The organism is Pseudomonas sp. FP2294 (assembly GCF_030687625.1).
Classification (GTDB): Bacteria; Pseudomonadota; Gammaproteobacteria; order Pseudomonadales; family Pseudomonadaceae; genus Aquipseudomonas; species Aquipseudomonas shahriarae.
This window is the reverse complement of sequence record NZ_CP117441.1, coordinates 150,916-168,708: the sequence shown is the minus strand read 5'-3', so window position 1 is coordinate 168,708 and position 17,793 is coordinate 150,916. Positions and strand designations below refer to the sequence as shown.

12 protein-coding genes are annotated in these 17,793 nt (G+C 63.0%); 2 read left to right on the top strand and 10 right to left on the bottom strand.

The genetic code is table 11. From position 1 onward, the window contains the following. The first annotated feature begins 70 nt into the window (after window positions 1–70). The gene (locus tag PSH73_RS00700) at window positions 71–2,227 is read left to right on the top strand and encodes a hypothetical protein (RefSeq protein ID WP_057957940.1); all 2,157 of its coding nucleotides are present in this window, start codon (window positions 71–73) and stop codon (window positions 2,225–2,227) included. Between the two features lie 4 nt (window positions 2,228–2,231). Beyond that, a complete protein-coding gene (locus tag PSH73_RS00695; protein WP_198791997.1) occupies window positions 2,232–2,939 on the top strand; it encodes a DUF3142 domain-containing protein in 708 nt (235 codons plus the stop codon). A 43-nt stretch (window positions 2,940–2,982) separates the two neighbouring features. Here PSH73_RS00695 and PSH73_RS00690 read toward each other — a convergent pair whose 3' ends face one another. From PSH73_RS00690 to PSH73_RS00645, 10 genes are all read right to left on the bottom strand, one after another. After that, complete coding sequence (locus tag PSH73_RS00690; protein WP_198791998.1) at window positions 2,983–5,436, bottom strand: TonB-dependent siderophore receptor; 2,454 nt, start codon at window positions 5,434–5,436, stop codon at window positions 2,983–2,985. A gap of 227 nt (window positions 5,437–5,663) precedes the next feature. Beyond that, window positions 5,664–6,620 (bottom strand): FecR domain-containing protein, encoded by a 957-nt coding sequence (locus PSH73_RS00685; protein ID WP_216312612.1) that lies wholly within the window; start codon window positions 6,618–6,620, stop codon window positions 5,664–5,666. Beyond that, the gene (locus tag PSH73_RS00680; protein WP_057438940.1) at window positions 6,617–7,126 is read right to left on the bottom strand and encodes a sigma-70 family RNA polymerase sigma factor; all 510 of its coding nucleotides are present in this window, start codon (window positions 7,124–7,126) and stop codon (window positions 6,617–6,619) included. Before PSH73_RS00680 ends, PSH73_RS00685 begins: the two co-directional genes overlap by 4 nt. Before the next feature lie 73 nt (window positions 7,127–7,199). Further along, entirely contained in the window at window positions 7,200–8,645 is a 1,446-nt protein-coding gene (locus tag PSH73_RS00675; protein WP_305461748.1) for an efflux transporter outer membrane subunit, read from the bottom strand. Further along, on the bottom strand, window positions 8,642–9,700 hold the full coding sequence (locus PSH73_RS00670) for an HlyD family secretion protein (protein WP_057438939.1): 1,059 nt from the start codon (window positions 9,698–9,700) through the stop codon (window positions 8,642–8,644). Before PSH73_RS00670 ends, PSH73_RS00675 begins: the two co-directional genes overlap by 4 nt. A 25-nt stretch (window positions 9,701–9,725) precedes the next feature. Then, the gene (locus PSH73_RS00665) at window positions 9,726–11,261 is read right to left on the bottom strand and encodes an MFS transporter (protein ID WP_198818449.1); all 1,536 of its coding nucleotides are present in this window, start codon (window positions 11,259–11,261) and stop codon (window positions 9,726–9,728) included. Window positions 11,262–11,493: 232 nt separating this feature from the next. Then, window positions 11,494–12,414 carry a LysR family transcriptional regulator gene (locus PSH73_RS00660; RefSeq protein ID WP_057444856.1) on the bottom strand — a complete coding sequence of 307 codons (921 nt, stop codon included), beginning with the start codon at window positions 12,412–12,414 and terminating at the stop codon, window positions 11,494–11,496. A 332-nt stretch (window positions 12,415–12,746) separates the two neighbouring features. Next, complete coding sequence (locus PSH73_RS00655) at window positions 12,747–14,105, bottom strand: HlyD family type I secretion periplasmic adaptor subunit (protein ID WP_115129340.1); 1,359 nt, start codon at window positions 14,103–14,105, stop codon at window positions 12,747–12,749. Next, the gene (locus PSH73_RS00650) at window positions 14,098–16,254 is read right to left on the bottom strand and encodes a type I secretion system permease/ATPase (protein WP_057957933.1); all 2,157 of its coding nucleotides are present in this window, start codon (window positions 16,252–16,254) and stop codon (window positions 14,098–14,100) included. Before PSH73_RS00650 ends, PSH73_RS00655 begins: the two co-directional genes overlap by 8 nt. A gap of 41 nt (window positions 16,255–16,295) precedes the next feature. Next, complete coding sequence (locus PSH73_RS00645) at window positions 16,296–17,642, bottom strand: TolC family outer membrane protein (protein WP_057438932.1); 1,347 nt, start codon at window positions 17,640–17,642, stop codon at window positions 16,296–16,298. Window positions 17,643–17,793: the final 151 nt, after the last annotated feature.

Genomic DNA, 17,793 nt, shown 5'->3' with positions numbered 1-17,793 from the left:
GCAATGTTCACGCTATCATCTTCACCTTTCGCCCAGTGGCATTCACGGACTCCCGGAATAAGGACAATTCATGCGCATCGGTCTTCTGTCATCCCTGACCCTGGCACTGTGTGCCGCCTTTTCCCTGCAGGCCCAGGCCAGCGGCGACGACTCGTGCTACCCCGACTGGCGCGTGTCCCAGGATTCGCTGACCGCCTGCAGCAACATGCCATTCCTGAGCCCCGGCAATGACAGCCGGACCAACCTGCGCCTGTTGCTCGCGGCAAAAAAGAACGCGCCCCTGACCCCTAATGCGCTGGGTGAAGATGACCTGGCCCAGGGCTTCGGCCCGGTGCCGTTCCCGGTGTATCGCCTGGTGCCGCACCCGCCCGAAGGGCAGACGGGCGAAGAGCAAGGCACGGAGCTTGCGCAACTGTTGGCCTCGCTGGGCATCCAGCGCGAGGCCACGGCGGCGGCAGGCGATCAGTTTTTGTGGGGCGAAGGCAGCCGCTGCCGCAGCAACAATGTGCAGAGTGCCACCGACTTTGTGCGCCAAGTGATCAAGGCCGATGTGCCGGCGAATGAGCGAGTGCTGCTGGCCAATGCGCGCCTGAAATTGCTCGGCACCTGCGACTGGCAGGGGGAAGTGCTGCTGGAGCCGCAGTTGATCACTTCCACCCAGGGTCGCGAGCTGACCACCTACCTGCTCGCCGCTTCCGACTTTTACAGCGGGCGCTTTGTGTATGCCGAGCGCGGGTTTGCTGCGGTGACCCTGACCACACTGCCATGGCTCAAAGAAACGGCGGTGTACATGATCGCCCGCGCGTCGCTCAACCATGCCCAGGAAAACGCCTTCGATGAATACGGCCTACCCCAGCGCCAGGCTGTGGATAAGTCCGCGCTGGACGAAGCCGAGCACAGTTTCCTCAGCTACCTGAAAACTTATCCACAGGGTGAGTACGCCCCTTCCGCCCGTGGCCTGTTGCGCCGGGTGCACTGGTTGGCGGGCGATGCGAGCAAGCTGGCGGACGATTACGCCTGGCAACTGACCGAGGCCAGCGATGCCGAGCGCAATGGCTCCATTGATGAACTGGTGGAAGAAACCGACAACAAGCTGCTGACCAGCTACGCCGAGACCATCCGCAACCCATTGTTGCTGGCGATCAACGACCTGATGTGGATGCGCGCCAACAACCCGCCCAAGCTGACCCGCGCCACTCTCGACGGGCAAAAGGCCGCGTTTGCCAACGAGCCGGCGCTGTACGACTACTTGCAGGCGGCGTTCGCCCTGTATGTCGAGCACCAGCCAGACAACGCGTTGAAACATCTGCCACAAGAGCTGCCGTCGAGCCTGGATTACTTGGCCTTCAGCCAGCAAACCCTGCGCGGCCTGGCCCTGGAAGCCAAGCAGGACTGGAAAGGCGCCGAGGCGCTGTGGCTGCAACTGCTACCCCTGGCCAAGCAGCCCTTGCAGCGCGACCAACTGGAACTGGCCCTGGCGATGAACTACGAACGCAGCGGCCAATTGGCCAAGGTGTTCGCCGCCGACTCGCCGATCCAGACCAAGCAAGTGCGCTATATCCTGCTGCGCAGCGTGGCCGGGCCCGAGTTGCTGCGCCAGCAAATCAGCCAGGCCAGCGACCCGCTGGAGCGCAGTACCGCGCAATTTGTCTTGCTCTACAAAGACCTGCTGCGCGGCCAGTTCGCGACCTTTGCCGAGGACTTGCAGCAACTGCCGGCCTCGCCTGCCGCCGACAAGATCGGCACCAGCCTGGGCTATGTGTACGACGGCGGTCAGGCACTGACGTTGTTCCGCTGGAGCGGCGACAAGGCCGCCTCCGGCTACACCTGCCCGACCATCGCGCAAACCGCCAGCACCTTGCAGAGCGAGCCGAAAAACCCCCACGGCCTCAACTGCCTGGGTGAGTTCATCCTGCGCAACGGCCTGGATGGCATGCCCCTGGAAGAAGTGCGCTCGGCCGGTAGCCTGGGCAGCACCGCATCGGCCTTCAAAGGCGAAACCTTCTCCCGGCTCGAGGGTTACAAACAAGTCATCGCCAACCCCAAGGCGCCCCGTGACGACAAGGCCTATGCACTGTTCCGGGCGATCAACTGCTATGCGCCGTCGGGCTACAACAGCTGCGGCGGCGAAGATGTGGACAAGGCGGTGCGCAAGGGCTGGTTCCGCCAGTTGAAAACCGGGTTTGCCGACACCCAGTGGGGCAAGTCGCTGCAGTACTACTGGTAAGCCGGTGAAAGGTTTCTGGCTGGCGCTGCTGGTACTGGCGAGCCCGGCCTTCGGCGCGGTCGATGCCCGCGACTATGAGGCCTTCTGGCTGTGGAGCGGGGTCGCGCCACAGCCAGTGCTCAAGCAGGCCAAGACGCTGTACATCCTCCAGGGCCAGATCAACTCGACCCGCCGCCAGCCCGAACGCGGCGTACAGTTCATCGCCCAGGGCATGAGCGTGCCGCGCATCCGCCAGGGCGAGGTGTGGATTGTCTACCGCGCCCACACCTTGCGCTGGCCAGAGCCGGTCTACACAAAAATGCTCGGCCAGGTGCAACGCTGGCGCGCAGCGGGCAACCCGGTGGTGGGCATCCAGATCGACTTCGACGCCCGCACCCAGCACCTGCATGAATACGCCGACTTCCTCAAAGACCTGCGCCAGCGCCTGCCAAAGGATTTGCGCCTGAGCATCACCGGCCTGATGGACTGGAGCAGCAACGCCGACCCGGCCGCCATCGCCCAGCTCAAGGGCGTGGTGGATGAAGTGGTGGTGCAGACCTATCAGGGCCGCCACAGCATCCCGGATTACGCGGCGTACCTGCCACGGATGAACCGGCTGGGAATGCCGTTCAAGATTGGCTTGATCCAGGGCGGGCAGTGGCAGGAACCGGGGTATTTGCAGGGGAATGAGTGGTTTCGGGGGTATGTGGTGTTTTTGCAGAATCCGGGTTGAACCCTGTAGGAGCCGGCTTGCCGGTTCCTACAGGGGTAGCGTCTTACCAGTCGTAAGTCAGGCTCGACACCACCGTACGCCCTTCGCCGTAGTAGCAATCCAGATCGCTGGTGCAGCGAGATACGTAGGTTTTATTGGCAAGGTTCTGCACATTCATCGCCAACTTCACGCCTTTAAGCTTGAGAGCCGAGGCGCCCAGGTCGTAGCTCAGGCTGGCATCGTAGACGGTGTAGGACGGCACCGTGAACGCGCCGGCAACGTAGTCACCCATGCTGCTGCGCGTGTAGCGGGCCCCCAGGCCTGCGCCGAGACCAGCCAGCGGGGTGTCACCGATCACGGTGTAGTTGACCCACAACGCAGCCGTCAGCGGTGAGATACCGGCCGGGTGGCGGCCTTCGCGACCTTCGTTGTCCTTGGTGTACTTGATGTCGTTGCGCGCCGCCGAAGCGACCACATCCCAGGAATCGTTCAGCACCGCCTTGGCTTCGAACTCGACGCCGCGCGAACGCATGGCGCCGCTCTGGCTGCTGAAGTTGCTCGGCGGGTTGGCCGTCAGGATGTTTTCCTGGTCCAGTTGATAGACCGAGACCTGCACAAAACTTTCCTGGCCCGGTGGCTGGTACTTCACCCCGACTTCGTACTGGTTGCCTGTGGACGGGTCGAAGGGCTTATGGTTGGCATCGGTGCCGGACAGCGGCAGGAAGGACTCCGAGTAACTGATAAACGGCGCCAGGCCGTTATCGAACAGGTACACCAGGCCCGCACGGCCGGTGAAGGCCTGATCCTTGCTGCTGGTGCGATCGTCGCTCAGCGGCGCCTTGTTGACCACATTGGCCCAGTCATAGCGCCCACCCAGCACCAGTGCCCATTTGTCCCACTTGATCTGGTCCTGCACGTACAGGCCGGTCTGGGTGATGGTGTTGTCCCAGCGATACGGCTGGCCGAAATTCAGCGGCTGGCCATACACCGGGTTGAATAGATCAATGATCGGTGGGGTGCGGTCGTAGAGGCCGAGGAACCTGGAGTTGAAGTGGTAGTAATCCAGACCCACGATCAAGGTGTGGGAGAACTCGCCAGTGGTGAATTCGGCCTGGGCGATGTTATCCACGCCAATCACTTTGTTGTTCTGCCTCCAGTCCACGCCGAAGCGTTCCAGGTAGCGTTGATCCATGGCGCCAGTGGCCGGGTTGGCGACAAAACGGTAGCCGTGCAACGGCGCCACATAGCGGTCGTCCACTTCGGCATAGCGCGCGTTTTGCTTGAGGGTCCAGGTGTCGTTCAAGCGATGGGACAACTCGTAGCCGAAGGCAAATTGTTCGCGATTGTACTTGTTGACACCCGGCTCGCCGATAAACACATCACGGTCGATCTTGCCGTTGGGGTTGCGCCAGACCGTGCCGGATGCGGGCAGGCCCTGGGCCTCGGGCATGCCCTTGTCTTTCTGGTACTGGGCGAACAGGGTCAGGCTGGTGTCGTCGTTGGGCCGCCAGGTCAGGCTTGGCGCAATGAATTGGCGGCGGTTTTCGAAGTAGTCGATCTCGCCTTGCTCGTCCTTGAGGCGCCCGGTAAGGCGATAGAAAAACTGCCCTTGATCATCCAGCGGACCACTGAGGTCGATGGCCGCGCTTTTGTGCTCGTAGGTGCCGGCTTCGAGTACCACCTGGCGCACCGGGGTCTCGCTGGGACGCTTGCTGACCATATTGACGATGCCGCCGGGCTGGTTGTGCCCGTACAGCACCGACGCCGGGCCTTTGAGCACCTCGATGCGCTCCAGGGAATAGGGCTCGATCTGCAACGCTCCGCCGGTACTGCCGCCACCGTAAGGCAGGTGCAAACCGTCGAGGTACAAGGGTGTCGGCGAGAAGCCACGGGATGTCGGTTCATCGAACAGCTTCACCCGGTCGGAGAAGCCGCCGGCACTCATGCCAGGGGTGTAGAGCAGCGCCTGGGTCACGCTTTGCGCGCCGCGCGCCTTGATTTCAGCGGCGCTGATCACGTTGATGGTCTGGGGGATTTCCACCAGCGCCGCATCGGTCTTGCTGCCCGTGGCGCTGCGGGTGGCGACGATGCCGTCGACCGGGCCCCAGGCGTTTTCCTGGTGCTGCTGGGCGCTGATCTGGGTCGCCCCCAGTTGCATCGCGCCGTCCCCCGCGAGGGCCTGCACCGACCAACCGCTCCCCGCCTGCATCGCCACCAGGCCGCTGCCGGCCAACAAGCGCTCCAAGCCCGGCCCGGTGGCATAGCGCCCCTGCAAGCCAGGGCTGCGCTTGCCGGACGTCAGTGACGCATCCACCGAGAGCAAAATCCCCGAAGCGCTGGCGAAACGGTTCAACGCCTGGTCCAGGCTGCCGGCAGGGATGTTGTATTGGCGCAAGGCTTCGCCGGCGCTCTCCTGGGCCTGGACCAGGGTCGGGACGAGCGGCACAGTCGCCAGCACACTGACAAACAGGCCACGACGCAGGGCGCGGGCCAGGGGTTGGATTGGATGGTGCGGCATTGCAGGACTCCCCGTGAGAACGCTTCTTGATTGGCTTTCAAGAGGTAACCCGGACGGGATTGGAAAACCGACAAAGAAAAATGGAAAAAAATGCGCCCACTGACTTTCCACACCAAAACACCCATCAATGTAGGAGCTGGCTTGCCTGCGATAGCGGCGTATCAGTGACAGATGGGCCAACTGACCCACCGCTATCGCAGGCAAGCCAGCGCCTACAGTTGATCGAGTCAAACCCTGGCTTTGAGGGTGACCCAATAGCGAGTCACCGCCTGTACCCGCACCGGCAGTGAGCGCTCAAGGGCGGCGAGGATCGCGTCGGTGTCATTCAGCGGAAACACGCCGGTCAGTAACAAGCCGGAGATGGCCTCGTCACAGCGCAACAACCCCGGGCGATAGCGACTCAGCTCAGCCACAAACCGCCCCAGTGGCTGGCGCTCGGCAATCAGACGGTGCTGGGTCCAACTGCTGGCGTTGGCATCCAGCGCGGTCACTGCCGAGGTCTGTGTCGCACTGAACCACAGGCTGTCACCCGCCTTCATCAGCACCGGCACACCCTGCACCGGGCGGACCTGTAAGCGCCCTTCATAGAGGTCGACGCGGCTGCCGTCGTGCAGTTCGCGCACGGCAAAGCGGGTGCCCAGGGCCTGGATATCGCCCGCGGTGGTTTCGACGATCAGCGGCCGGGATGGGTCGTGGCCGCTGGTCAGCAGGATCTCGCCGCGAATCAGGCGGATGCGCCGCTCTGTGGCACTGAAGCGCAGGTCGACGGCGCTGTCGCTGTTGAGGTCCAGCTGGGTACCGTCGCTCAGGGTCAGGTGGCGAATCTCGCCGGTGGCGGTGCGATGCTCGGCAAACGCCGCCTGCCACGGCTGGCTGCCCTGGACCAGGTAGCCGCTGCCGCCGGCCACCAGCAACAGCCCAAGCAGTTTCAACGCCGCCCGACGCTGGGGGTCCGGCGTGTCACGCAACACCGCGCGGGCGCTGTCGGCGGGGACGCCGCCCAAGGTCTGCTGCAACTGCTGCAAACGCTGCCAGGCACGACGATGCTCCGGGTCGGCGGCCTGCCAACGGGCAAAGGCCTGGCGCTGGGCCCCGTCGAGTTCGCCGCCCCATTGCAGCATCAACCACTCGCTGGCCTGCTCGACCACAGCCTGGGCAATCGGCGCGTCATGGCGGGCTCTCATTCTTCGTAGACCACCTGGTAGCAGGCGATGATCGCGCGGGTCATGTACTTCTGCACCGAGCTGACCGTCACCCCCAGGCGTTCGGCGATCTGCGCGTAGGTCAGGCCTTCGAACTGCGACAGCAGGAACGCGCGGCGCACGTTCTCGGGCATGCGGTCGAGCATGGCGTCGATCTGCATCAGGGTTTCGAGGATCAACGCGCGGGTTTCCAGGCTCGGCGACTCGGGTTCCGGCAAGTGGGCAATGCTTTGCAGGTAGGCGCGCTCGATGCGCAAGCGGCGCCATTGGTCGATCACCAGGTTGCGGGCGATCTGCGTCAGGTAGCTGCGGCTTTCTTGGGCACCGGGAAAACGCCCCGACACCAGCAGGCGCAGGAAGGTGTCCTGCGCCACGTCGGCGGCGTGCTCGCGGTCGCCCAGGCGCTTGCGCAACCAGCCTTGCAGCCAGCCATGATGGTCGCGGTACAGGAGATGAAGCTGTTGCTGGCCGTCAGTCGCGGTGTCCATGAATTGCTCGGATACACTATTGAGAGCAATTATCATTACAGCTTGTATCGCGACTGGCAAAAAACTTTATCTGTTACCGCCCGGCGGTCTGCACCGGATACACCGACTCCCAGCCCCCGCCCAGTGCCTTGTACAAGCCAACCATGGCCAGGGACACGCCGGTGGAGCTTTCCACCCATTGCTCCTGGGTCGCCAGCAACGCGCTCTGCACCGTGAGGACGTTGACGAAATCCACCACCCCTTCGACGTATTGGTGCTGGGCGGTGTCCAGGGCGATCTGGTTCTGGCGCACCGCTTCGGCCAGGCTGTCACGGCGCAGTTGGCTGGCGTTGTAGCGGGTCAACTGGTCGTCGATTTCATGCCAGGCGCGCAGCACGGTCTGCTGGTACGCCAAGGCCGCTTCCTGCTGCTGGGCTTCGCGCAGGTCGAGCATGCCCTGCAGGCGGCCACCGTTGAACAGCGGCAGGCTCAGCGACGGGCCGAAAGCAAAGGTGCGCGAGCCCCAGGAGCCCAGATCCGACAATTGCATGGCCTGGGAACCGAGGCTGCCCGACAGGGTGATCCGTGGGTAGAAGTCACCTTTGGCCACGCCGATGCTGGCGGTCGCCGCATGCAGGCGCGCCTCGGCCTGGCGGATATCCGGGCGGCGCTGTGCCAGTTGCGACGGCAGGCCAATCGCAACCTGGCGCTGGGTCTGGGGCACCGCGGCGTCCGGCGACAGCTGCGCATGCAAGGCTTGCGGAGCCTGGCCCATCAACAGGCTCAGGGCATTGATCAACTGGTTCTGACGCTGTTGCAAATCCGGCAGGCGCGCTTCGATGGCGGCTACTTGCGCAGCGGCTTCAGCGACATCCAGGTGAGTGGCCACGCCATCGGCCAAACGCAGTTGCGAGAGCTTCAGGCTACGGCGCGCCACGTCGAGGTTTTGCTCGGTGACCGCACGGGTGCTTTGCACGCCGCGCAGTTGGATGTAGTCCTGGGCGGTCTCGGCCAGCACCGATAGCAGCACCGTGCGGCGGTCGTTTTCCGCCACTTGCAGGGTGGCGTCGGCGGCTTCGGTTTCACGCCGTACCCGGCCCCAGAAGTCCAGCTCCCAGGAGGCGGCGAAACCGGCGTCCCACAGGTTGAAGGCCGAACGGCCGTTGTTGCCGGATGGATCGCTCAGGCCATTGGCGCTATTGCGTTTGCGCCCGTAGTTGCCATCGGCGCTGAGCTCTGGATAGCGCCCGGCGGTCGTCACCTGGCGTACTGCGCGGCTCTGTTGCAAGCGGCTGCTGGCCAGTTTCAGGTCGAGGTTGTCGGTCAATGCCCGGCGCACCAGGGCTGACAGTTGCGGGTCGTGGAACACATCCCACCACTGTTCTTCCAACGGGTCGCTGACCGCCCGGCTGGCGGCCTGGCGGCCCTGGGGCTCGGCCCATTGCGTCGCTGGCTGGGCATCGGGCCGTTTAAAATCCGGGCCGACGGTGCAGGCACCCAAGCTAATCAGGCTGAGAGTAAGCAGCGCGAGTTTTCTCATTGCTGCGCCACCTCACGTTGCTGCGCAGTGGGATGGGTATTGACGCTGGCCTCCACCGACATCCCGACCCGTAGGCGATGGACCTGTGCCTGACCCGGCTCCAGGATGATTTTCACCGGGATGCGCTGCACCACCTTGGTGAAGTTGCCGGTGGCGTTGTCTGGTTTGACCGAGGCGAAGGTCACGCCCGTGGCCGGCGCCAGGCTTTCCAGATGGCCGTTGAGGACTTCACCGTCGAGGCTGTCGACCCGCACTTCAACCGCCTGGCCGGCGTGCATATGGGACAGTTGGTTTTCCTGGAAATTGGCCACCACATAGGCGTCGGCCAACGGCACCACGGCGAGGATCTTGCTGCCCGGGGTGACAAAGGCGCCGACCCGTACCGCCCGCTCACCGACCATGCCATCCACCGGCGCGACGATGCGCGTGTACGACAATTGATAGCTGGCCATTTCCAACGCCGCCTGGGCGCGTTTCAAGCCACCTTCGGCGGCATCGCGCTGGGCGCTGAGAATCTCCACCTGCTTGCGTTCGGCGGCCAACACCGCCGTGGCGTTGGCCAGGCGTGCGGTGGCCTGGTCGATGCGGGTCCTGGCTTGCTGGGCGTTCTGCACCGTACCGGCACCGACACCGGCGAGGTGGTTGTAGCGGTTCAATTCGTGCTCGGCAAAGGCCACCTCGGCGCGATCGGCGGCCACCGTGGCCTGGGCCTGGGCGATCACCGAGCTCTGCCGCTCAAGGGTGGCCACCGCGTTTTTCAGCTGGGCCTGGGCCATCAGGGTCTCGGCATCGGCGGCCTGGGCGGCGGCGCGCAAGTCACGGTCGTCGATCAGCGCCAGCAACTGCCCGGCCTTGACCTGTTGGTTGTCTTCCACCAACACCTCTTTGATAAACCCGGCGACCCGCGGCGCCACCAGGGTGTAGTCGGCGGCGACGAAGGCGTCGTTGGTGGTCTGGCGCTTGCTGCCAAACACACCCGGCGCCAGCAGGTACACCAGCACGCCCACGGCGAATAGGCTGATAACAGTCACGGCAATCTGGTCTTTGCGTTTCATAAAAATCCTTGGTCTGCGTCAGCAATCAAGCGGGTGCGCGCGGCGGAAAAATCCGCGTCGGCATCCAGAAAATCAGGAGGATCAACGCCACCGCGACACCGGCCATGACGTAATAAAGATCCGAAGAAGTCAGCACCACGGCCTGCTGGTGCAGCCGGTGGGCCAGGCCCGTGGCGTCGCTGTCGGCCAGGGGCGAGTTGCCCAGGGCGTCCACCAGCATGGTCGAGTGGAAATGCAGGCGGTGGGTGGTCAGCACCTCGATCACCCCGGTGGCGACCACCGCCGCCAGGCCCTTGACCGTGTTGAACCAGGCCGAGGCAAACGGCCCGTCGGCGGGCACGATGCTGCCGGTGGACAGCATCAACAGCGGCAATACCGCCATCGGCTGCCCGAAAATTTGCAGCAGTTGCAGCACGTAGAACTCGTCACGAATCCACGCCGAGGTCAGTTGCGCGCCGCCGATGCACGACAGGGTCAGCATGCCCAGGCCAATCCCCAGCACCCAGCGGCAGTCGACCCAGCGCAGGTTGCACAGGGCGGCCACCAGGGGCAGCGCGATCAGCTGCGGCAGGGCCATGATCAACATCACCGGCGCGGTTTGCAGCGGCCGGTAGCCCTGCACCTGCGCCAGGTAGCTGGACGGCAGGATGATCACCGCCTGCAACACCACCAGCACCCCGGCCAGCACGATCAGGGCGAAGGCCAGGTTGCGCAGGCCAAGCATCTGCAACTTGAAGAACGGCATCGGGTGTGACCATTCATTGAGCATGAACAGCACCAACAACAGCACCCCGCCAATCAGCAGCGTGGTGATCAGCGGCGACTCGAACCAGTCCAGGCGGTTGCCCTGCAAGATGCCGATCACCAGCATGCAGATCGCCGGGAAGCCCAGCAGCAGGCCGCGCCAGTTGAACTGCTTGAGGCGCTCCAGGCGCAACGGGTCCTGGGGCAAGCCATAGGCCACGGCGGCCATGGCCAGCAGGCACGGCGCGACGATCTGCCAGAACGCCCACTGCCAGCCTACGTATTCGGTCCATAGCGCCGCCAACGGTGTACCGAGGCTGGGACCGAAGGTGGCGGTCAGGGCGTAGCCGGCCAGGCCGTAGAGTTTGACGTTGGCCGGCAAAAACCGCAGGGCCACGGTCATCAGCATCGGCGGCAACGCGCCGCCGGCCAGGCCTTGCAGGGTGCGCAGCACCAGCAGGCTTTCGTAGTTCGGCGCCAGCGGGCAAAGCACCCCCAGCAGGGTAAACAGGCCGATGGCCCACAGGGTGAAACGGCGCAGCGAAAACGTCACCGAACACCATGGGGCAAAGGCCATGGCCGAGACGGAGGTGGCGGTGTAGGCCGCGACCAGCCAGGTGCCTTCGTCAAACCCGATGTACAGCGCACCGCGAATATCGGCGAGGGCGACCTTGGTCACCATTTCGTTCAGGCCCGAGACCAGCACCGCCAGCAGCACGCCGACCAGGCCGATGATGATCCGTGGGCCGAACACAGGGGGGCTGACGGCGGCGGGTTTGGCGGCGGCCAAGGGCGCGGGGGCAGCGAGGGACGTCATGAAAGTACAACTCGGCAATAGAATACCCGAGCAGTTTAATAAGGCTTAGACATGACGAAAACTGACTTATCGGAAGGTTATAACTGCACCAGACGCAATGATTGAATGTGGGAGCTGGCTTGCCTGCGATAGCGGTGTGTCAGCTAAGGCATCTGTCACTGACACACCGCTATCGCAGGCAAGCCAGCTCCCACACAAGCCTGGCTAGCTCCACACATTTTGATCGTGGGCGTCAGGTGGGTTGGGCTTCGCGCCAGGTCGCGGCGCAGCTTTCGCGCATGGTTTCGCGCAGCCATTTGTGCGCCGGGTCTTTGTCGAAACGCGGGTGCCAGGCCTGGGTCAGGACCAGGGTCGGCAGGGAAATCGGCAGGGTAAATGCGCGCAGTGGCAGTTTCAGGCGATTGGCGCTGTAGAGCGCTTCCTTGGGCACCGGCAGGATCAGGTCGGAGTCAGGCAGCATAAACATCGCACCGTGAAACCCCGGCGCGATCATCGCCACCCGGCGTTCCAGGCCCTGGGCGCTGAGGGCGGTGTCGATCGGTCCTCGGGCGATACCGCGCCGCGAGATGCTGATATGGGAATAGCTGGCAAAGCGCGCAGCGGTGATTTCTTCGTCGAACAACGGGTGGCCTTCGCGGGCCAGGCCGACGAAGGTGGTGGAGAACAGGTTCTGCACCTTCACTTCCGGGGTAATCGGCATGGTGTTGCCGACGCGCAGGTCCAGGCGCCCTTCGCGCAAGGCTTCGTCATCGCTGTCGCCTTCCGGGACAAAGCGCAGCTCGCAATGGGGCGCCACCCGCTCCATGGTGTCGAATAAACGACCACCATACACGCCGACAAAAAAGTCATTGGCGCGCACGCTGAACCGCCGGCGCAAGGTGCTCAGGTCGACCTCGTCCGCCGAGCGGAACAACAACGCCGCCTGCTCCACCACGTTGCGCACTTGGCCTTGCAACTCCAGGGCCTTGGGCGTGGGCACCAGACCGCGACCGGCGCGCACCAGGATCGGATCGCCCACCGCTTCGCGAATGCGCGTCAGGGTGCGGCTCATCGCCGCCGGGCTCAGGTTCATCCGCCGCGCGGCACCCACCACGCTGCCCTCGTCGAGCAAGGCGTCGAGGGCCACCAGCAGATTCATATCCGGTAATTGCATGCCAAGCACTCGTGATGGGTTTGGAGTACAGCGCACGCAATCGTAGCAGGCTTTACCGGTACTGTTTCTACTGCGTCAGGTAACTTTAGGCGGTGGGCAAGGCGGCTGTGGTGGCGGATATAAGATCACTCTCTGGCAGTCAGGAGAGTGACTTTAAATACCGTTAGAGAATAACGATATGGCCTTTTTGCGGCAGGGCTGAGGGATGGGGTGAAGTTGAGGGCCCCTTCGCGAGCAAGCCCGCTCCCACATTCGACCGATTTCCAACATAGGAATGCGGTTGAGTGTGGGAGCGGGCTTGCTCGCGATGAGGCCCGCCCAGACACTGAAGATCAACGCTCCTGCAGCGACTCCGCCCGGGCCTTGATGATGGGCTTGAGCAGGTAGCTGAGGATGGTTTTCTTGCCGGTGATGATATCGACCGAGGCGACCATGCCGGGGATGATGATCAGCGGCTTCTCATCGGTACCCAGGTGGCTGCGGTCGGTGCGCAAGGTGATCATGTAGTAGGTGGTTTTCTTGTCTTCGTCGGTGATGGTGTCGGCACCGATGCGCTCCAGCTTGGCCTTGAGGCCGCCGTAGATGGTGTAGTCATAGGCGGTGAACTTGACCACGGCCTCTTGCCCCGGGTGCAGGAAGGCAATGTCTTGCGGGCGGATCTTGGCTTCCACCAGCAGGGTGTCGTCCAACGGGACGATTTCTACCATGTCGCTGCCCGGCTGGATCACCCCACCGATGGTGTTGACCAGCAGTTGCTTGACGATCCCGCGCACCGGCGAGGTGACCAGGGTCCGGCTCACCCGGTCTTCGAGGGCTTTGCCGGTGGCCTGGGCCTTGTTCAAGTCGGTGCGGGCTTCGTTGAGCTCGGTCAGGGCTTCACTGCGATACTTACCGCGAGTCTCGTCGATCTTGCGCTGTACTTCCTTGATCGCCGAGTCGGCACGGGGGATGGCCAGGGTGGTGGCGTCCAGTTGGCCACGGGTTTCCATTTCTGCGCGCTTGAGGCGCAGTACTTCCACCGGCGACACCGCACCCTGGGCGACCAGGGGTTCGGACATGTTGATTTCCTGGCGCTGCAACGACAGCTGGTTACGGTACTGGCTCTGCTTGGAGGTGTACTCGCGCATTTCTTGCTGGCGCTGGGTCAGTTGTTCCTGCAAGCCGCCGATTTCGTCCTTGAACTGCTGGCGCCGGCTTTCGTACAGCGACTGCTCGTTGATGGCCTGGGTGGGCGCAGCGGCCCGCACATCTTCAGGGATGTTCAACGGCCGGTCTTCGACCTGGGCGCTCAAGCGCTCGATACGCAACAGCAGGGACAGGCGCTGGGCCTCGGTTTCCCCGGCGTTGGAGACAAAACGTGTGTCGTCCAGGCGAATCAGCGGCGCGCCGGCTTCGACGATCTGCCCTTCCTTGACGAACAGCTCGGCGACGATGCCGCCTTCCAGGTTCTGGATCTTCTGCAGCTTGGAGGATGGAATGGCCTTGCCATCGCCGCGCGTGACTTCGTCGACCTTGGCAAAGCCGGCCCACAGCAACATGCACAGGAAAAACCCGATGATCCCCCAGATGGTCAGCCGCACCACGCGCGGGGCATCTTCGATCAGGGCCTTCTTGACCTCTGGCAATGGCTGGCCGTCCAGCGAATCGGAACCAATGAAATAGCGACGGACCGCGTCCTTGAATTTACGCAACACTGATCTGCCCCTTCTTCAACGCTTCCATCACTACGGCTTTCGGACCATCGGCGAGGATTTGCCCACGGTCGATGACCAACAAGCGGTCCACCAGGGACAGCAGCGACGCCCGGTGTGTCACCAGCACCACCGTCTTGTTTTCCACAACGGCTTGCAGGCGCTGTTTAAGGCGCTCCTCGCCGGTGTTGTCCATGGCGCTGGTCGGTTCGTCCAGCAGCAGGATAGGCGGGTTGAGCAGCAGGGCACGGGCCAGGGCGACGTTTTGTCGCTGGCCGCCAGAGAGGTTCTGGCCTCGCTCGCCCACTTGCAGTTCGTAGCCTTGCGGGTGCAGACGGGCAAATTCGTGGACGCCGGCCAGTTCGGCGGCTTGCAGCACCACTTCGTCTTCAACGTAGCGGGCGCCGGAGACCAGGTTGTCGCGCAGGGTGCCGGCCAGCAGTTGAATGTCCTGAGGCACATAGCCGACGTTGTGGCGCAGTTCGCTGACGTCGATCTGGCGAATGTCCACCCCGTCCACCAGCAGGGCGCCGGAGTCGGGCTGGTAGAGGCCGACGATCAGTTTGGCCAGGGAGCTTTTGCCCGAGCCGCTGCGCCCGATGATGCCAATTTTCTCGCCGGGCTTGATCACCAGGTTGATGTTCTTGAGCGCCATGTTCTGCTGGTTGGGGTAGGTAAAGTTCAGGCCCCGGCACTCGATGGCACCTTGCAGGGTGCGGCGGCTCAAGGGGCGCTCTTCGAAGTTGCGCTCCTGAGGCAGTTCCATCATCTGGTCGGTGGAGACCATGGTGACTTTGGCCTGCTGGTAGCGGGTCATCAGGCCCGACAGCGACGCCAGGGGGCTGAGGGCTCGGCCACTGAGCATGTAGCAGGCAATCAGGCCGCCCATGCTGAGGTTGCCGTCAATGATCTGGTAGACCCCGAAGACAATCATGATCACACCCGCCAGTTGCTGGATCAGCAGGGTGATGTTCATCGACAGGCCAGAGAGCATTTTCACCCGCAACTCAAGGCGGCTGAGGGTGCCAATGGTCTGCTCCCACTGGTACTGGCGCTCGCTTTCCGCGTTGTTGACCTTGACCGCATCCAGCCCGGCCAGGGTTTCGATCAGGCTCGACTGGCGCTCGGAGGCCAGGGCCATGGTGCGTTCCATGGTGGCGACCAGCGGTTTTTGCAGCAGGTAACCGATGCCCAGGGCAATCGGGAAAGCCAGCATGGGGATCCACACCAGGTGCCCGCCGAGGATGGCGATCACCATGAAGATCAGCAGGGTGAACGGCAAGTCGATCAGGCTGGTGAGGGTCAGGGACGCGAGGAAGTCGCGCAGGCTCTGAAACTCGTGGATGTTCTGGGCGAAACTGCCGACCCGCGCCGGGCGGTACTTCATCGACATGCCGACGATCCGCTCGAACAGCGTGGCCGAGATGATCAGGTCGGTTTTTTTGCCGGCCAGGTCCAGGCACAGACTGCGCAAGCTCTTGAGGACCAGGTCGAAGACGTAGGCGATGAAAATACCGGTGGCCAGCACCCACAGGGTGGCGGTGGCCTGGTTCGGCACCACGCGGTCGTAGACGTTCATCACGAACAGCGGCGCGGCCATGGCAATCAGGTTGATCAGGAAACTGGCAGCGATGGCATCGGCGTAGAGCCAGCGCGAACGCTTGAGGGTGTCGCGAAACCACGAACGGGCCCGAGGGATCAGGGTGCCGTGGCTGACATCGAATTTGTGCTGGGGCTGGGCAAAAAACACTTTGCCGATGTAGTCATCGGCCAAGGCTTGACGCTTGACGATGGTTTCACCGCCATCGCTTTCGCTGAGCAGAACCTGGGCCTCGTCTTCACCCTGCCAGCCGAGCAGCACGGCACTCCGGCCGTCCTTGAGCAACAGCAGCGCCGGCATGGCAATCGCGGGGATCGAATCGAGCTTGCGTTGCAGCAGCCGGCCTTGCAAACCGGCGCGGGCCGCGGCCCGGGCCAGCAAATCGGCGGTCAGCTGCTGTGACGGCAATGGCAGACCGGTGGTCAGCATTGCCGCACTGGCAGGCTTCTGGTGCAGGGCACAGAGAGCCAACAACCCGTCGAGTAACGGGTCGTCGTGCAATGTGCGTGGATCATGACTGAGATGGACTCGACTAACTTCTGATTCCACGCGGGCTCTCTCAACTAACGGATGGGTCTATAAGGAATAGCTCAATTCATCCCCGGCAGTTGAACTTTCGGCTTCACATCGTTCTGGACGACGGAGGCCATCGGTGCGACCACTCCCTGGCTCTTGAGCAACTCGCCCATGGTCGCCTTGATTCGGTACTGAGTAAATAACTGAACGTTTTTTATCTCTTCCAGACGACGCGAAGCGGTGAACAGTTCGTTTTCACTGTCGAGCAAGTCGAGCAGGGTCCGCTCGCCCAGGCTGAATTGCTTCTGGTAGGCGCCGCGTACTTTGCTGCTGTGGTCGACGTATTGCTGGGCAATCGGCACCTGGGCATTGGCGTTGTTCATGGCGTTCCAGGCCAGGCCCAGTTCTTCGTTCAACTGGCGCAAGGCGTTATTGCGGATATCCAGGGCCTGGTTGGACTGGTAGGACTTGGACTCCAGCTCGGCTTTGTTGCTGCCACCGGCGTACAGGTTGAAGCGCATACGCAGCATCGCTTCCCAGCCATTGTTGTGGCTGGCGTCGCCGTCGATGTTGTTGTCGGCGTTGCGGCCCAACTCGGCGTCGAAGCGTGGGTAGAAGGAAGACTTGGCGGCTTCGTATTGTTTTTCGGCGGCGGCGATGTCGGATTCGGCCGAGCGCAGGATTGGGCTGTTATCCAGCATCTGGCGACGTGCTTCGTTCAGGTCTGCAGGCAGCATCGCCATGAAGCTGGGCGGACGCTCCAATTGATCGGCTTCCTGGCCGACAGCGCTCAGGTAGTTGGTCTGGGCATCGGCCAGGTTGGTCTGCTCGGTGATCACGTTGTTGCGGGCCTGGGCCAGACGGGCTTCGGCCTGGTCCAGGTCAGCCCCGCTGCCGACGCCGCGCTGGGTGCGCAACTTGATCTGGTCGTAAATGCGCTCGTGGTTACGCAGGTTGTCTTCAGCCAGGCGCACGAATTCACGACGGGTCAGGACGTCCAGATAAACCTGGGCTACCGTTAATGCAGTGCGCTCGGAAGTGCCAAGCAACGAAAACGCGCGGGAGTTAACGGTGGCTTGTTGACGCCCAACTTCACTGGAGGTGGCAAAACCGTCAAAAACCATTTGCTGCAGACGCAGGCTCGACTCACCGCGATTGAGGGTGTCCCAATGGCCACCACGGGCACGGGTGGACGAGCTGTCGGTGCCTTCACGGCCATAACCGGCGTTCAGGTCGACACGGGGCAGGTAACCGCCCTTGGCCGCACGCAATTGATAGTCAGCCGCGATACGAGCATTGACACCTGCCTGAATCTCAGGGTGCACATCCAGCGCTTGCTGCATGGCCTGGGGCAGGGTTTGGGCTTGTACGAAACTGGCGGCGAGAACGAACGGTATTGCCTTAAGCAGGTGCAAACGCATTTAAGAATCCCCAGGACTTCTTGTCTCAAGTCACAGCAACTTGGCGTGCTGCGTTAGAAAATGGCTACCGTAATGACCGTACGTCGGAAAGTTCAAAAGCGGAACTGGTTCACACATGTAGGACGGTTCGCCGCGTGAATATCAATGTGAC